Origin of the sequence: Mycobacterium sp. pR1184, assembly GCF_041287235.1 — a bacterium.
Classification (GTDB): domain Bacteria; phylum Actinomycetota; class Actinomycetes; order Mycobacteriales; family Mycobacteriaceae; genus Mycobacterium.
In genome coordinates, this window is sequence record NZ_JBGGKR010000002.1 from 17,856 (window position 1) to 33,007 (window position 15,152).

Consider the following 15,152-nt stretch of genomic DNA (forward strand, 5'->3'; position numbering starts at 1 on the left):
TCAGCGACGGATTGCGCCGCCGCGGGTGCTCCCGCTCATCGCGAATCGGGTCGGTTAGCTGCAGATCTGGTGGGCGGGTCCACCATCATGGACGATGGCAGGAACGTGTCGCAGTTCACGACGAAGGAGACAGGTGGCCGAGTTCGTCGCAGCTATCGATCAAGGCACCACCAGTACTCGCTGCATGATTTTCGATCACGACGGCGCCGAGGTCGCACGTCATCAGCTCGAGCACGAGCAGATCCTGCCGCAGGCCGGCTGGGTCGAGCACAATCCGATCGAGATCTGGGAGCGTACCTCCTCGGTATTGATGTCGGTGCTCAATACCTCGAAGTTCTCGACGAAAGACATTGCCGCGCTGGGAATTACAAACCAACGCGAGACGACTCTGGTGTGGAATCGGCGTACCGGCCGGCCGTATTACAACGCGATCGTCTGGCAGGACACCCGAACCGACCGGATCGCGTCGGCGCTGGAGCGTGACGGGCGTGGCGACGTGATCCGCCGCAAGGCCGGCCTGCCGCCGGCCACCTATTTCTCCGGCGGGAAGCTGCAGTGGATCCTGGAGAATGTCGACGGCGTGCGCGCGGCGGCAGAAAACGGTGACGCCCTGTTCGGCACCCCGGACACCTGGGTGTTGTGGAATCTGACCGGCGGTGTGCGGGGCGGGGTGCACGTCACCGACGTGACCAATGCCAGCCGGACCATGCTGATGGACCTGGAAACGCTGGACTGGGACGACGAGTTGTTGTCGTTCTTCTCGATTCCGCGCGCGATGCTGCCGGCGATCGCCTCGTCGTCGCCCACCCAGCCCTACGGCCTCACGTGCGCAGATGGGCCGCTCGCCGCCGAGGTGCCGATCACCGGCGTGCTGGGTGACCAGCATGCCGCGATGGTCGGACAGGTGTGTCTGGCCGCGGGAGAGGCGAAAAACACCTACGGCACCGGCAATTTCCTGCTGCTCAATACCGGCGAGACCATCGTGCGCTCCGACAACGGGCTGCTGACCACGGTCTGTTACCAGTTCGGGGACGCCAAACCCGTCTACGCGCTGGAGGGCTCGATCGCGGTCACCGGCTCGGCGGTGCAGTGGCTGCGCGACCAGCTCGGCATCATCAGCGGTGCCGCGCAAAGCGAATGGCTGGCCCGCGAGGTTCCCGACAACGGCGGGGTGTATTTCGTCCCCGCGTTTTCCGGGTTGTTCGCCCCGTACTGGCGATCCGACGCGCGGGGCGCGATCGTCGGGCTGTCGCGATACAACACCAATGCCCATCTGGCCCGCGCGACGCTGGAGGCGATCTGCTACCAGAGCCGCGACGTGGTGGACGCGATGGCCGCGGATTCCGGTGTGCGCCTTGAGGTGCTCAAGGTCGACGGCGGCATCACCGGCAACGAACTGTGCATGCAGATCCAGGCCGACGTGCTGGGCGTGGACGTGGTGCGCCCGGTGGTCGCCGAGACCACCGCGCTGGGCGCGGCCTATGCGGCCGGGTTGGCGGTCGGATTCTGGGCCGATCCGTCCGACCTGCGGGCCAACTGGCAGGAAGACAAGCGGTGGACGCCGGCCTGGGACGACGACCAGCGCGCGCAGGGGTACGCGGGTTGGCGTAAAGCGGTGCAGCGCACGCTGGATTGGGTAGACGTCTCGTAGCGAAATGCCCGCCGGCACATGGCCGACGGGCATTTCCCAGTAGAGCGGTCAGTCCTCGCCGAGGATGCCGTACACCTCGCGGCGCGCATTGTTCAGAATCTCGATGATGCGCTGCTGCTGCTCGGCGGTGGCGGTGTGCGCGGATTGCGCGACCGCCCCGAACAGCTGGCCGATGGCCGAGCGCAGGTTCATCTGGCCGGGGTCGGCGCCTTCGGCGATCTCGTCCCACGGCGGGGTCTCGACCTTCTCGGCGGCCGTGCGCCCTTCGTCGGTCAGCTCGAAAAGCTTCTTGCTGCCGTCGGTTTGGCTCGCGGTGATCAGGCCCTCGTCGTCGAGCAGTTGCAGCGTCGGGTACACCGAGCCGGGGCTGGGCTTCCAGATTCCATTGCTGCGTTCGGCGATCTGCTGGATCATCTCGTAGCCGTGCATCGGCCGCTCGGCGAGCAGTGTCAGGATGGCTGCCCGCACGTCACCGCGTTTGCCGCGGTTGTGGCCGCCACGACGCCAGCCGCCGCGTCGTCCGCCGGGGCCGAAACCGAACCCGGGGCCGAAGCCAGGGCCAAAGCCAGGGCCGAATCCCGGGCCGAAGCCCGGACCGAAGCCTTGATCGCCGGCTTGGTCGCGAACGCTTTCGAAGAATTCGCGTCGGGCCTGACGGCGGGCGCCGTGCAGCGCGCGCCGTTGTTCGCGGCCGTGCCCGTGTCCGGGGGCGAAGCCGAATCCGGTGCCGGGGTGACCGGCGAATGGTCCCTGGGGGGGAGTAAATGGGTTGCTCATGGTTGTAGTCCTCATTGTTCTCGGGTAGCGCACTGTCTGTGCGCCTCGGAATATCACGATATATCGCAAACGATCGCGATGCAACGGCGATTTTTGGGCGGCGCCTTGTTCGAATCGGCATTCTGTGGCTCTGAGCTGCGTCAATGGTTGCTCGCCCTGGTTTCGTTTGCCCCGGGTGGGCGACGGGTACGGACTGCGGGATGAACGCAGAGAACTCCAACATGACGTTCAGCGACACGCACCACACGGCGCCGGAGCGCCACGACGGCGGCCAGGACCGGCCCGTGTGGCCGTGGGTGAACTGGGGTTTGGCGTTGACGACGGTGCCCGCCGCCGCGATCGTCATGCTCTTCGCGCTCGGCGCCGTGATGAGCACCGACGGATGCACCGGGCACAGCTGCCCGAGCATGGGCGGCGGGATTGATTTCGGCTTGGCCTTTTACGGGGCGCCGCTGGTGGCCTTCGTCGTCATCCTGATCACGTTTTTCACGGCCAAACGCCGCGGCGGCATTGCGGTGCCGCTGTTCGGCTGGGCGTTATTGGTCGCCGATGTGGCACTGATGGCGGCCGCCGTCGCGAGGTGACTAGCGCGGTGGCGCGAAGCCGTCCGTTTGCTGTTCCTGCTGCGGCGGCCTCGGCTGCGGTGCTGCCGGCGGTGACCACGGGACCGGTGCCGGCTGCGGCATCGCTGCCGGCGGTGCGGCGGGCCACCCGGGCGGAGCGTGGAACTGCGGCCCGGCAGTCCAGGGCCCCGGGGGCATTGCGGTGCGCAACCGTGCCAGTTCGCGGCGGTGGCGTTCGGCCAGGACGGCGGCCAGTATCTGCTCGGGCGCAGTGCCGGGCGGCGGCGGCGGCGCGATCCGCGAGACCACGTCGCCGGCGACTCGATACGACATCTGCATGCGTAGCGCGGGATCGAGTTGGTGTGCGCGGGAAAGGAATTGGCGTGCGACTTCGGCCTGGCCGGCATCGAGATTCGACAACTGCAGCGACGACGCCCACCACGCCAGCGACGGAGGCATCATCGGGGGCGGCCCCAATCGTGGCCCGCGTTCACTGACCACGACCGTGCCGGCGAAGATGTCCCCGACGCGCTTGGCCTTCGACGAGAAAATGCTGCAGATCACGGCCGGGCTCCCGGCGAGCATCCAAATCTCCACCACCGATGCCAGCGCGCGAAAAAGGGCCTGCCGGAAGCGTTCTGGGCCGCCGTCGTCGGACACCACGCGCAAGCCCATGATGATCTTGCCTACCGAGCGCCCCCGGGTGGCCGTTTCGAATGCCATCGGATAGCCGACCATCACCAGCACCGTGAAGATGATCAGGATGGCCCCGCTGAGCGCGCCGTCGAATTGCGTCAGCGTCGCCGCCCAGAGCATCAGCCCGACGACGTACAAGAGGAAGATCACCGTGATGTCGATCAGCGCGCTCAGGGCTCGCACCGGCAGCTGGGCGATCTGCACGTCCAGCACCACGGCGTCCCCGGTCACCACCTCCGACATAACACCGAACGGTACAGGCCGCCGGGGGCGACCTGCCGTAGTCGGTGACCCCGAGAAACCGATTAGGCTGCCAAGGTGGACGTCGACGCATTCGTGCTGACCCATCGCCCCACCTGGGACCGGCTTGACCAGTTGATCAAGCGGCGCAGGTCGCTGACGGGCGCGGAGGTCGACGAACTCGTCGAGTTGTACCAGCGAGTGTCCACCCATCTGTCGATGCTGCGCTCGGCGTCCTCGGATTCGTTGATGATCGGCCGACTGTCCAGCCTGATCGCGCGGGCCCGTTCCGCCGTCACCGGTGCCCATGCGCCACTGACCAGCACGTTCACCAGGTTCTGGACGGTGTCCTTCCCGGTGACCGCATACCGCGCCTGGCGGTGGTGGCTGGCCACCGCGGTCGCCTTTTTCGGTGTCGTGGTGATCATCGCGGTCTGGGTGGCGAACAATCCCGATGTGCAGGCCACGGTCGGAACACCCAGCGACATCGACCATTTGGTCAACCACGACATCGCCGAGTATTACAGTGAGCACCCTGCCGCGGCGTTCGCCCTGCATGTCTGGGTGAACAACTCCTGGGTCTCTGCCCAGTGCATCGCGTTTTCGGTGTTGCTGGGCCTGCCGATTCCGTTCGTGCTGTTCCAAAATGCCGCCAACCTGGGTTTGATCGCAGCGCTGATGTTTCAAGCCGGCAAGGGCGGCATCCTGTTGGGTTTGCTGCTCCCGCACGGCCTGCTGGAGCTGACCGCGGTGTTCCTGTCCGGGGCAGCGGGGATGCGCCTGGGGTGGTCGGTGATATCGCCCGGAGATCGGCCCCGCGGACAGGTGCTCGCCGAGCAGGGCCGGGCTGTCGTGTCGGTAGCGATTGGGCTCGTCGGCGTACTGCTGGTGTCGGGGTTGATCGAAGCCATGGTGACGCCGTCACCCTTGCCGACGTTTATTCGTATCGCTATCGGGGTCCTCGCCGAGGCGGCGTTTTTGACCTACGTCATCTACTTCGGGCGCCGCGCGGTGCAGGCCGGGGAGACCGGCGACATCGACGACGCGCCCGACGTGGTTCCCACCCGCTGAAACTTACAGCCGCCCGGTCGCTTTCATCGCCAAGTAACGGTCGGCCAGCGCGGGCGCCAATTCGTCGGGTGGCGCGTCGACGACTTCCACCCCGCTTTGGCGCAGTCGTGTCGCGATCGCACGCCGGTCGTTGCGGGACCGTTCGGCGGCCGCAGCATCGTAGACCGCAGCCGCATCCGAACGCCCGGTCGCCATCTGGTCCACCCGGGGATCGGAGACCGCCGCGATGAGCAGATGGTGCTTGGACGACAGCTGCGGTAGCACCGGCATCAGTCCCTCGTCCAGGGCGGTGGCGTTGAGGTCGGTCAGCAGCACCACCAGCGATCGCCGCCGGGTACGCCGTATGATCGCGGCAACCATTGCACGCCAATCGGATTCGACGAGTGTGGGCTGCAGCGGGGCCATCGCCTCGACCAGCTGGGCGAGCAACTCGGTGCGCGATGCACCGAACACCCCGGCCCGAGTCAACCGGTCATGAGCGAGGAAGTCGACATGATCGCCGGCCCGCGATGCGAGCGCCGCCAGCAACAGGGCGGCGTCCATCGACCAGTCCAGCCGCGGCCAGCCCGCGGGGTCGGACGCGGTCGGGTCGACGCCGACGCGGCCCGCCGCCATGCGCCCGGTGTCCAGCACGATCACCACCCGCCGGTCGCGTTCGGGCCGCCAGGTGCGGACCATGACGTCGGCGCGCCGTGCCGAGGCGCGCCAGTCGATGGACCGCACGTCGTCGCCGACGACGTACTCACGTAGCGAGTCGAATTCGGTTCCCTGGCCACGGATCAGCGTTGGCAGCAGTCCGTCGATCTCACGCAGTTTGGCCAGCCGCGACGGCAGGTGCTTGCGCGACAGGAACGGCGGCAGCACCCGGACCTGACCGGGCACCGGCTGCGAACTCTGCCGTCCGGCCAATCCCAGCGGCCCGATCGACCGGGCGGTGACCGCCGCCGCGCGCTGGTCGCCCCGGCGGACCGGTCGCAGGTGTGTCTGGACATGCTGACATTGCCCGGCGGCGATCTTGACCGCGTGAATGCGCGGTTCGGCGCGCGCGCTGGGTGGCCAGGCATCGCGGATCTGGCCGCGGAAACGGCGGGAGCCGTCGTTGTGGATCTCCAGGTTCATGTCCACCGGTTGACCAAGCCGTACCGAACAGTTCGGCGAACGGACATAACGCAGTTTGCGGGTACTCGCGGCGAGCGCGATGTCGACAACCACGGCCAGCGCCAGCGCCGTCAGCAGCACCTCGAAAACCTTTGCCGGCCAAGGAGAGAGCGCGATCGGAATGCTGCAGATCAGCGCCACCAGGCCGGTGCGCCCGGTCAGAATCACTAGCGTGGCACCGGAACCGATGCCAGGATGCCGTCGAGCACTCCGTCAGGCGTTGCGCCCTCGAGTTCGGCTTCGGGACGAAGCATCACCCGGTGCCGCAGCGTCGGGCGGGCCATCGCCTTCACGTCGTCGGGAGTGACGTAGTTTCGGCCGGACAACCATGCCCAGGAGCGCGCGGTGCCCAGCAGGGCGGTGCCGCCACGTGGTGACACCCCGAGTTGCAAGGCGGGGGAGGAGCGGGTTGCTCCGACGATGTCGACGATGTATCCCAATACCTCATCGGCGATCAGAACCTGTTGCACCGCTTGCCGTCCCGCCGCCAGCTCGGCGGGACCTGCGACAGGCTTGATCGCGGACAGATCGCGGGGATCGAAGCCGTGCGCGTGCCGGCCGAGGATGGCGATTTCGGAATCACGAGACGGCAGCGCCACATTCAGCTTGAGCAGGAAACGGTCCAGCTGCGCTTCCGGCAACTGATACGTGCCCTCGTATTCGATCGGGTTCTGGGTGGCGGCGACGATGAAAGGGTCTGGCAGCGGCCGTGCTTCGCCGTCCACGCTGACCTGCCGTTCCTCCATGGCCTCGAGCAGCGCGGCCTGCGTCTTGGGCGGGGTGCGGTTGATCTCATCTGCCAGCAGCAGATTGGTGAACACCGGGCCGGGCCGGAACGCGAACTCGGCGGTGCGCGCGTCATACACCAAAGATCCGGTGACATCGCCGGGCATCAGGTCGGGAGTGAACTGCACTCGCTTGAACTCCAGTTGCAAGGCCGCGGACAGCGCCCGCACGAGCAGTGTCTTCGCCACTCCCGGAACACCTTCCAGCAGCACGTGCCCGCGACACAACAGCGCGATCACCAGGCCACTGATCACTCCCTCCTGTCCGACGACGGCCTTGGCGAGTTCGCCGCGCAACGCCAGCAGCGCGTCGCGCGCCGAGTCCGCAAGTGGGGATTGTGCGGTGGCGGCTTGTGGGGCCGAGGGGGACTGTGTCACGAGTGGGTGACCTGCCTTTCGATTTCGTCGAGCGCACGGGAGAGTTGGAGCAAGTCGTTGTCGGTGCCCGGCGGCGGGCCGAACAGGTGGTAGGAGACAAATCCCGCGTCGATCCCGGTGCGTTGGGCGACGGTCATCACCACCGCCTGCGCCGGTGCGCCGGTACCCAGGCCGAGCCGGGGCAGCAGCCGCTGCAGTGCCGCGGTGCGCAGGGCGGCGGCGGCGCGATCGCGTGCCCGACGGGATCGGTACAGCCGGCCGCGGCCCTCCACGGTCTCCGAGGCGCGCACCACGACGGGCAGGTCCTCGGCCACCAGTGGACCGGGCCGGCGGGCCTTCCACAGTGCGACCAGCAGCACGACGACCCACAATTGCCAGACGATCCAGTTGACGTTATCGGGAATCAGGTCGAAAATCGATGTGGCGGAATTTGTTTCACCTTCGATGTGGTGAGGCGCGTACCAGATCAAGCGAGGCCGGTCGCCCGCGAGATTCATCGCCAGCGCGGCGTTGCCCGCCTGTGTCAGGGCCTGGTTGGTCATGAATTCGCTGCTTCCGACCGCGGTGACGGTTCGCCCGTTGTCCCGGAAACGAATCAGAACACCGTCGTAGCAGCGGGTGATCACCCGGGTGTCTTTGACGTCGAATGTGTCGGCCGGTCCGAAACGAACCGATCCGGCTCGAGTGGCCTCGCGCAGCGTGCAGTCCGGGTTGCTGTCAAAGGAACTGGCACCCGAGATGCGCACGCCGGGCAGCAGAGCCTCGCGGGTTCGCGCCGTCGGTTCGACCAGGAGCAGATCGCCGGGTGTCTTGGCCAGCCGCTCCAGCATGTCTTCGGACAGATACTGGCTCTGCGCCAACAGGATTTGCGTGTCGGGACGGGCCGCGTGTTCGACGTCGGCGAGGTCGTCGGCCACCACGACGTCGACACCGCCGTCGCGCAGCAGGGTGACCAACGCATGGGCGCCGTCGGTTCCGGTGGACTCCGCGTCCAGACGGGCACCCGGTCGCGGTGCGGTCAGGTAGGCGCCGAGCCAGGCGATGGCCGCCAGCACAACCAATGTGAGGACGACGCCGCGCCACGATCGCCATCGGCCGCTGCTCGCGATGGCGGGTTGGGAAGCAGTGGTGGCCATCACCGCACCTGAGCCCATGATTCGACCGGGGTGTAGTGCCCGGCGGTGGCTGGGGTGGCCGGTGCCCGCATCCGCAAATGGTCGTCGAGGTCAGCGATCATCTGATACGCGGACTGAGTCCCCGGCACCTCCCCGTACGTGACGTCGTTGAACGCCGTTGCCGCTTGCGACAATTCGCCGGTCAGATGCGGCAGCGCCTCGCCGGCGTCTCGGGCCAGCTCGTTGGCGGTGCGCCCGGGCGCCGGGTTCAGCACCCCGGTCTCTTCGAGTTGGCGCGCGATGGCCCGCAACCGGTGGCGAATGGCTGCCGTCCAATTCCCTTCCGCTGCATAGCGTTGCGCTGTCTCACGATGCTGGGCCGCTGTCAGCTGAGCGGTTTCGAATAGTTGGTAGTCGCCGCGGCGCCTGCTGCGCATGGTCCGTCGCGCGGTGTGGATGGCCACCACGATGGCGATGGCCAGCAGGGTCAGTAGCACCGCGGTGGTCAACCAGCCGCCGGGTAGCGAGGAGGTCTTCTGTAACAGCCGGTACAGCAACTCGTTGATCCAGTCCATGAGCTGCTGGGTCGCCGACGCCTTGGTATAGATCGGCTTGCTGAGCTCGTCGGCCGCGGCCTGGTGTGCGGCATCACGGTCGATGTCGATAGAAGGCACTGTCGTCCTCGCTCAGCCCGTCATGGGCCGGGTCAGCCAGAGGTTGTCGGTCGAGGCAGCAGCGTACGGTCCGCTCGCCGCACCGGATTGCAGGACCAGATCGAATGCCTCGGCGCGGATGCGGCGGTCGGTGTAGAGCAGCACGATGACGCCGGCGTTGAACGGCGCCGTGATGATCTGGCCGATCGCCGATCCGATCGACGTGATTACGGTGCCCAGCAACAGGATCCCGGTGGACGGCATTCCGGCCAGCATCACCTGCCCGACGATGCTGAAAGGCGCGCTGATCGCCCCGGAGACGACCCCCGCCACAATGAACGTCAGCACCCGGATACCCAGCACCCGCCAGAAGCCATTGCGAAGCAGCGCAAAGGATCTGGTGATTGCACTGAGGACCGGCAGCCGCTCCAGCACGATCAGCACCGGCGCGAACAGCACGACCATGTACAGGTACATCATCAACGCGATCAGGGCGAAGAACATCGGGATACCGATCAGCACGGCCGCGGCCCCGTTGCCGATCGCCGCGATCAACGCGATGATCACGGCGGCCAGCCCGAACAGGGCGGCCACCACGGCGAATTCCAGCAGCGCCAGGCCGAGCAACGGGAGCAGCCGCCCACGGATCTTGGCCCACGTCTCGCCGATCGTGATCGACGATCCGAATACCGCCCGCCCGACGATGACGGTGAGCATTCCGGACAGCAGCATGCTGCCCAGCCAGGTGACCAGCACGCCGACACCCATCGAGCCGAACCACGCGCCGACCACTCCCCAGTTCATTTCTGCCGATCGATCGCTGCTGATCCCGCCGAACGCGGCGAACGGCCCCACGGTCGCGATCAGCGAAATGATCTGCATGACCACGACGACGATGGCGGTCAATCCCAGCGTGGCCTTCGGGTTGGTGCGGATGTAGCCGACCGCGCCGTTGAAGATGTCACTGAGGGTCAGCGGTCGCAGCGGGATGATTCCGGGTTTGATCGCTCCCGGGACCAGCTGGGGTGAGCCGTACTGCGGCCCGTAGCCGGGCAGCGCGCCATAGCCGGACGGGGGACCGAAGCCAGGCGGTGGGCCGTAACCAGGCGGTGGGCCGTAACCAGGCGGTGGACCGTAACCAGGCGGTGGACCGTAGCCGGGGGGTGGGCCGTAACCAGGCGGTGGGCCGTACCCCGCTGGGGTTCCGTAGCCGGGCGGGGGACCGTAGCCAGGCGGTGGCCCGTAGGCAGGCTGCGCGCCATATCCGGGCGGTGGACCGCCGTGGGCGGGCGGGGTGCCGTATGCCGGTGGAAAGGCGTCGGGTGTGGGCCCTGCAGGTGGCGGGCCGGCCGGATAGCCAGGCGGTAGCGAGCTCACCGTGTCCAGCAGCCGTCGTCGTTCGTCATGGGCTCCATCCTGTCGGCGGTCGGGGCTTTTCTCAATCTTGCCCGTTGTCCGGTCCCGCCCCCGCTGGCCTGCGCAGTCTGGGCGCGTAGCGTCTCTGAGCATGGCGGAACTCAAAGCCCGGCTTCGGGCGGACCTCACCGGGGCGATGAAGACCCAGGATAAGTTGCGGACCGCGACCCTGCGCATGTTGCTGGCCGCTATCCAGACCGAGGAAGTATCCGGCAAGCAGGCCAGAGAACTCTCCGATGACGAAATCCTCAAGGTATTCGCCCGGGAATCCCGCAAGCGTGGTGAGGCTGCCGAGATTTACACCCAGAACGGCCGCGGCGAGCTGGCCGCCAACGAGCACGCCGAAGCCCGGATCATCGACGAGTATCTGCCCACGCCGCTCACCGAGGCGGAGTTAGCCGACGTGGTCGACACCGCCATCGCCCAGGTTGCTGAGGCCATCGGTGAGCGCCCCAGCATGAAACAGATGGGACAGGTCATGAAGGCCGCGACCGCGATCGCGGCCGGCAAGGCCGACGGCTCCCGGTTGTCGGCGGCGGTCAAGGACCGGCTCTAGCCGTCGTTTGCGTCCGTGGGCCAGGGGTACCCGGTCTGTTATGACCAAGTTCGGCTATACCTTGATGACCGAGCAGAGCGGACCCAAAGAGCTTGTCCGGTACGCAGTTTCGGCTGAACAGCGCGGGTTCGATTTCGAGGTCTGCAGCGACCACTTCTCGCCATGGCTGACCTCACAGGGGCACGCACCCAACGCCTGGGCGGTGCTGGGCGCGGTGGCGCACGCGACCGAGCGAGTCGACCTGTACACCTACGTGACGTGCCCGACGATGCGGTATCACCCCGCGGTCGTCGCCCAGCAGGCCGCCACCGTGCAGATACTCGCCGACGGGCGGTTCACCCTCGGGCTGGGAAGCGGGGAGAACCTCAACGAGCACGTCGTGGGTAACGGCTGGCCAACCGTCGAACGACGCCAAGACATGCTTCGCGAAGCCATCAAAATCATTCGTGAGCTGTTCGGCGGCCGGCTGGTGAGCTGGCGCGGCGACTACTTTCAGGTGGACTCCGCGCGGCTGTGGGATCTGCCCGACGTTCCGGTCGGCATCGGTGTGGCGATGAGCGGCCAAAACAGTGTCGAGAAATTCGCCAAACTCGCCGACCACCTGATCGCGGTGCAGCCGGACAAGGATCTGGTGGACTCCTGGCATGCCACCCGGCAGGCCGCCAATGGAGCCGAGGGCGGTCGGGTGGTCGGCCAGATCCCGGTGTGCTGGGACCCCGACCGCGACGCCGCGATCGAACGGGCGCACGACCAGTTCCGGTGGTTCGGCGGTGGCTGGGCGGTCAACGCCGACTTGCCGACCCCGGCCGGTTTCGCCGGCGCGACCCAGTTTGTGCGACCCGAAGACGTCGCCGATTCCATTCCGTGCGGGCCGGACCTGGACGCGATCGTGGACGCCGTGCGGCCGTACTGGGAAGCAGGCTTCACCGATATCGCCCTGATCCAGATCGGCGGGCAGACACAAGATCTCTTTCTCAAAGAAGCGGCCGAACCCTTGCTGAACGCACTGCGCGCGGCGTCGTCGTCGTAGACACGCGTTTGACGTTTTCCGGCAAGGGTATTCGGGCCGGCATTAGGCAAGGGAGGTACCCATGACCGATCCATCCGGCAAGACAACCACGGCGTTGGTGAACGGCCTCGGCGGAGCAAGTTTCGGCCTCGGGCTAAGCGAAATCGTGGCGCCCGGAAAGGTCGCCGCCCTCGCGGGGGTGGACGACACCAGGCTGACGCGCCGAGTCGTCCGAGCGCTGGGCGTGCGCGAATGTGGCCATGGCGCAGCCCTGTTGGGCGGCCCCAACAGGCTGGTATGGACCCGGGTCGCGGGCGATGTGCTGGACCTGGCGCTGCTGGCGGTGGGAGTGGCGCGTCGCGAACGCGGACGCCGACGGCGCGGAACCATTGCCGGTGTGGCTCTTACCGGAATCGGAGCGGTCGACCTCTACACGGCGTTACGCACCACACGCAACGGCGCAACCTACGCCGTCTAACCGTGAAGGAGAACACGATGACAAACGAACTGCAAGGCAAGACGATCGCAATACTGGCGGCCGACGGAGTGGAGAAGGTCGAACTCGAGCAGCCACGCGCGGCCCTCAAACAAGCCGGCGCGCACGTCGAGGTCCTCTCGCTGAAGGCCGGCGAAATCCAGGCGCGCGAACATGATCTCGAGCCCGCCGGACGATTCACGGCCGACCGGGCGGTGTCGGACGCCTCGGTGGAGGAGTTCGACGGGCTGGTATTGCCGGGCGGCACCGTGAACCCCGACAAACTGCGCAACGACGCGACCGCGGTCTCGTTCGTTCGCGACTTCGTCGGATCGGGAAAGCCGGTTGCGGCCATCTGCCACGGGCCGTGGACGTTGGTCGAGGCCGGGGTGGCCGCCGGGCGCAAACTCACCTCGTATCCGAGCATCCGCACCGACCTGCGCAATGCCGGCGCGGACGTGGTCGACGAGGAGGTCGTCGTCGACGGCAACCTGATCACCAGCCGTTCTCCGTCGGACCTGCCGGCGTTCTGCTCCACGCTGATCAAGCAAATCGCTCACGCGGCAACGGGTTAGGTCTGGCCAGGCGTTTCAACACATTGTTTGTGGGCATTACCCACAAAATGCCGTGATCGCCACGGCGATGTTGCGAAAGGCCAGCCGTTGACGAGCACGTACCCCGTTACCGCTGACGTTCTAGTTGAGCCGACTGTGTATCAGCCACAAGCCGATTCCCGATTGCTGGTTCGCGCAATGCGATACAGCGGCCTGATTCCGGGTCGTCGGGTGTTGGACCTGTGTACCGGAAGTGGGTTCGCCGCGATTGCCGCGGCTGAAATGGGTTGTGCCAGTGTGACGGCGTTCGATATCTGCCCGCACGCGGTGAGTTCCACCCAGGGCAATGCGGTCGGCGCGGGTGTCGATGTCGATGTCCGGGAAGGCTCGTGGATCGCCGCCCTGCGATGCGCACCGTTCGAGGTGGTGGTGGCCAACCCGCCCTACGTGCCGACCCCGCCGGAGGACGACATCGACATGGTCTCGCCGGGAGTAGGGCCGTCATGGGCGTGGAACGCCGGCCAAGACGGCCGACGGGTGCTGGACCCGCTTTGCGCGGCGGCATCAGACTTGTTGTGCGACGGCGGATCCCTGCTCTTGGTCCAGTCGGCCCTAGCCGGCCTGCACCGTTCGCTGGACTACTTGCGCTCTACCGGGCTGAACGCCGATGTGGTTGCCGCCGAACGAATTCCATTCGGGCCCGTGCTAACCCAGCGCGCGCGCTGGTTGGAGCAGATCGGTCTGGTGCCGCGGGGCTGCCGGGAAGAGGACCTGGTGGTGATCAGGGCGGACAAGCGATGACCGGCACCCGGGTACGTGTGGTCCCCAAGGGGCCAATCCTGCTACCGGGGCCGGTGCGTATCGAAGTCGACGACGGACGGGTCGTCGAATCCGACCGGTTCATGGTGGCCATCTGCACCTGTGGGCGCAGCCGCGAATATCCGTTGTGCGACACCAGCCACCGCCGCTGCCGGCACGTCGAAGGCGTTGGCACCAAGCCTGATTGAGGCCTAATTAAGCGGTCGCCGCAACGACGTCTGGTCCTGCTTCCAGGACGTCAGGATGGTGTCGGCGAGGCGATCCTCGACCACCACGAGGGCCCGCATCCCAAAGACGATGTCGCGGTCCAGCTCCGGTTCGCGGGCGACCAGATCACCCACCACGTCGAAGCGCACCACCTGTTCATGCACGGCGTCAGCCTCGACGTGCTCGCGGTAGAACGCGACGCACGCCGGTGGTGCGTCCATCCGCTCGAGCGCTTGAGCCATCCGCCGCGATCCCGGCGACGACGTGATCTCCGTGGCGGCGAAATGTCCGATCGCCGCGCCGCGCAGCCGGCGGTGCAGGCCGAACAGTGACATCAGGTTGACCACCGTCAGCGCTTCGGCGGGCACGGCGTCCAGGTATCCCAGGTAGGTGGAGTCCAGATCCGCCGCCGCCATCAGGTCCGCGAACAGCTGTTGGTGTAGTCGGTGGCCCTGCCCGGCGCCGTACTCGTCGAATTCGATCGCCACGAATGCCGCCTTGGCGCCGCCCGTCAGCCGCGGGATGGCCCAGGCATGCGGATCGCCCTCCTTGAGGTGATACATCGATCGGTGCACGAAGTACTCGCGCATCTGCTGCCAGGTCCCGGTGTCGCGCAGGTAGTAGGACGGACCGGTGCCGTTGACGGGTTCGACGGAAATCGCGTCCATCTCCGCCGTCGCGGTCCGGTCGGGTTCGATCGGGCCGACATCGCGGCGCACACCCGACAGGAAGGCCCGCTCGAGTTCGGCGCGCAGCCGCAGCAGGTCGGGATTCCACTCCCAGCCCGGATCCACGCCCGCAAAACCCCGGTAGTGCAGCTCGTAGCACATGCACAGGGCCAGCTGCAGGTCGAGGCCGTAGGGATCCGAATCACCCACCGACGAACCGATCCGCGCGAGGTGGTCTGCGGATGACGGCCCGGCCAGCGCCCGATGCACGGCCGTCGACAGTGGGCCGTGTGCCGCCGGCAGGGCGGGTTCGATGCTGATCGTCGCGCGGGTCACGTCGTGGGACATACCACGGATGGGG

Annotated in this window: 17 protein-coding genes; 9 read left to right on the top strand and 8 right to left on the bottom strand. The window is 67.0% G+C overall.

Annotated features, from left to right (window positions below; all coding sequences use genetic code 11):
- Nucleotides 1–94 precede the first annotated feature (94 nt).
- Entirely contained in the window at nucleotides 95–1,651 is a 1,557-nt protein-coding gene (gene glpK / locus ACAG21_RS03200; RefSeq protein ID WP_370494570.1) for a glycerol kinase GlpK, read from the top strand.
- 48 nt (nucleotides 1,652–1,699) lie between these two features.
- Here glpK and ACAG21_RS03205 read toward each other — a convergent pair whose 3' ends face one another.
- Nucleotides 1,700–2,428: a PadR family transcriptional regulator gene (locus ACAG21_RS03205; RefSeq protein WP_370494571.1), complete on the bottom strand. Its 729-nt coding sequence runs from the start codon at nucleotides 2,426–2,428 to the stop codon at nucleotides 1,700–1,702.
- Between the two features lie 221 nt (nucleotides 2,429–2,649).
- On the opposite strand from ACAG21_RS03205, the gene ACAG21_RS03210 reads away from it, so the two are divergent.
- Nucleotides 2,650–3,012 (top strand): hypothetical protein, encoded by a 363-nt coding sequence (locus ACAG21_RS03210; RefSeq protein ID WP_370495021.1) that lies wholly within the window; start codon nucleotides 2,650–2,652, stop codon nucleotides 3,010–3,012.
- Here ACAG21_RS03210 and ACAG21_RS03215 read toward each other — a convergent pair whose 3' ends face one another.
- Nucleotides 3,013–3,930 carry an RDD family protein gene (locus tag ACAG21_RS03215; protein WP_370494572.1) on the bottom strand — a complete coding sequence of 306 codons (918 nt, stop codon included), beginning with the start codon at nucleotides 3,928–3,930 and terminating at the stop codon, nucleotides 3,013–3,015.
- A gap of 75 nt (nucleotides 3,931–4,005) precedes the next feature.
- On the opposite strand from ACAG21_RS03215, the gene ACAG21_RS03220 reads away from it, so the two are divergent.
- Entirely contained in the window at nucleotides 4,006–4,998 is a 993-nt protein-coding gene (locus ACAG21_RS03220) for a stage II sporulation protein M (RefSeq protein WP_370494573.1), read from the top strand.
- A gap of 3 nt (nucleotides 4,999–5,001) precedes the next feature.
- Here the strand turns inward: ACAG21_RS03220 and ACAG21_RS03225 are convergent, their stop codons facing one another.
- The 5 genes from ACAG21_RS03225 to ACAG21_RS03245 are packed head-to-tail and all read right to left on the bottom strand — an operon-like array spanning nucleotide 5,002 to nucleotide 10,596.
- A complete protein-coding gene (locus ACAG21_RS03225) occupies nucleotides 5,002–6,324 on the bottom strand; it encodes a DUF58 domain-containing protein (RefSeq protein WP_370494574.1) in 1,323 nt (440 codons plus the stop codon).
- Nucleotides 6,324–7,319, bottom strand: a complete 996-nt coding sequence (locus ACAG21_RS03230) for an AAA family ATPase (protein ID WP_370494575.1) — start codon at nucleotides 7,317–7,319, stop codon at nucleotides 6,324–6,326. Before ACAG21_RS03230 ends, ACAG21_RS03225 begins: the two co-directional genes overlap by 1 nt.
- Nucleotides 7,316–8,455: a DUF4350 domain-containing protein gene (locus ACAG21_RS03235; protein ID WP_370494576.1), complete on the bottom strand. Its 1,140-nt coding sequence runs from the start codon at nucleotides 8,453–8,455 to the stop codon at nucleotides 7,316–7,318. Before ACAG21_RS03235 ends, ACAG21_RS03230 begins: the two co-directional genes overlap by 4 nt.
- On the bottom strand, nucleotides 8,455–9,108 hold the full coding sequence (locus ACAG21_RS03240) for a DUF4129 domain-containing protein (RefSeq protein WP_370494577.1): 654 nt from the start codon (nucleotides 9,106–9,108) through the stop codon (nucleotides 8,455–8,457). Before ACAG21_RS03240 ends, ACAG21_RS03235 begins: the two co-directional genes overlap by 1 nt.
- 12 nt (nucleotides 9,109–9,120) lie before the next feature.
- Nucleotides 9,121–10,596 carry a hypothetical protein gene (locus tag ACAG21_RS03245; RefSeq protein ID WP_370494578.1) on the bottom strand — a complete coding sequence of 492 codons (1,476 nt, stop codon included), beginning with the start codon at nucleotides 10,594–10,596 and terminating at the stop codon, nucleotides 9,121–9,123.
- Between ACAG21_RS03245 and ACAG21_RS03250 the strand changes: the two genes are divergently transcribed.
- The 6 genes from ACAG21_RS03250 to ACAG21_RS03275 all read left to right on the top strand — a co-directional run bounded on the left by ACAG21_RS03250 (nucleotide 10,595) and on the right by ACAG21_RS03275 (nucleotide 14,104).
- The gene (locus ACAG21_RS03250) at nucleotides 10,595–11,059 is read left to right on the top strand and encodes a GatB/YqeY domain-containing protein (protein WP_370494579.1); all 465 of its coding nucleotides are present in this window, start codon (nucleotides 10,595–10,597) and stop codon (nucleotides 11,057–11,059) included. The genes ACAG21_RS03245 and ACAG21_RS03250 overlap by 2 nt on opposite strands.
- A 40-nt stretch (nucleotides 11,060–11,099) precedes the next feature.
- Nucleotides 11,100–12,089, top strand: a complete 990-nt coding sequence (locus ACAG21_RS03255; RefSeq protein ID WP_370494580.1) for an LLM class F420-dependent oxidoreductase — start codon at nucleotides 11,100–11,102, stop codon at nucleotides 12,087–12,089.
- Between the two features lie 61 nt (nucleotides 12,090–12,150).
- Complete coding sequence (locus ACAG21_RS03260) at nucleotides 12,151–12,546, top strand: malate dehydrogenase (protein WP_370494581.1); 396 nt, start codon at nucleotides 12,151–12,153, stop codon at nucleotides 12,544–12,546.
- A 17-nt stretch (nucleotides 12,547–12,563) separates the two neighbouring features.
- A complete protein-coding gene (locus tag ACAG21_RS03265; RefSeq protein ID WP_370494582.1) occupies nucleotides 12,564–13,118 on the top strand; it encodes a type 1 glutamine amidotransferase domain-containing protein in 555 nt (184 codons plus the stop codon).
- Nucleotides 13,119–13,205: 87 nt separating this feature from the next.
- Nucleotides 13,206–13,898: a HemK2/MTQ2 family protein methyltransferase gene (locus ACAG21_RS03270; RefSeq protein WP_370494583.1), complete on the top strand. Its 693-nt coding sequence runs from the start codon at nucleotides 13,206–13,208 to the stop codon at nucleotides 13,896–13,898.
- Nucleotides 13,895–14,104, top strand: a complete 210-nt coding sequence (locus ACAG21_RS03275; protein ID WP_090607576.1) for a CDGSH iron-sulfur domain-containing protein — start codon at nucleotides 13,895–13,897, stop codon at nucleotides 14,102–14,104. The genes ACAG21_RS03270 and ACAG21_RS03275 overlap by 4 nt, the downstream gene beginning before the upstream one ends.
- Before the next feature lie 3 nt (nucleotides 14,105–14,107).
- On the opposite strand, the gene ACAG21_RS03280 is transcribed toward ACAG21_RS03275, so the two are convergent.
- On the bottom strand, nucleotides 14,108–15,139 hold the full coding sequence (locus ACAG21_RS03280) for an iron-containing redox enzyme family protein (RefSeq protein ID WP_370494584.1): 1,032 nt from the start codon (nucleotides 15,137–15,139) through the stop codon (nucleotides 14,108–14,110).
- Nucleotides 15,140–15,152: the final 13 nt, after the last annotated feature.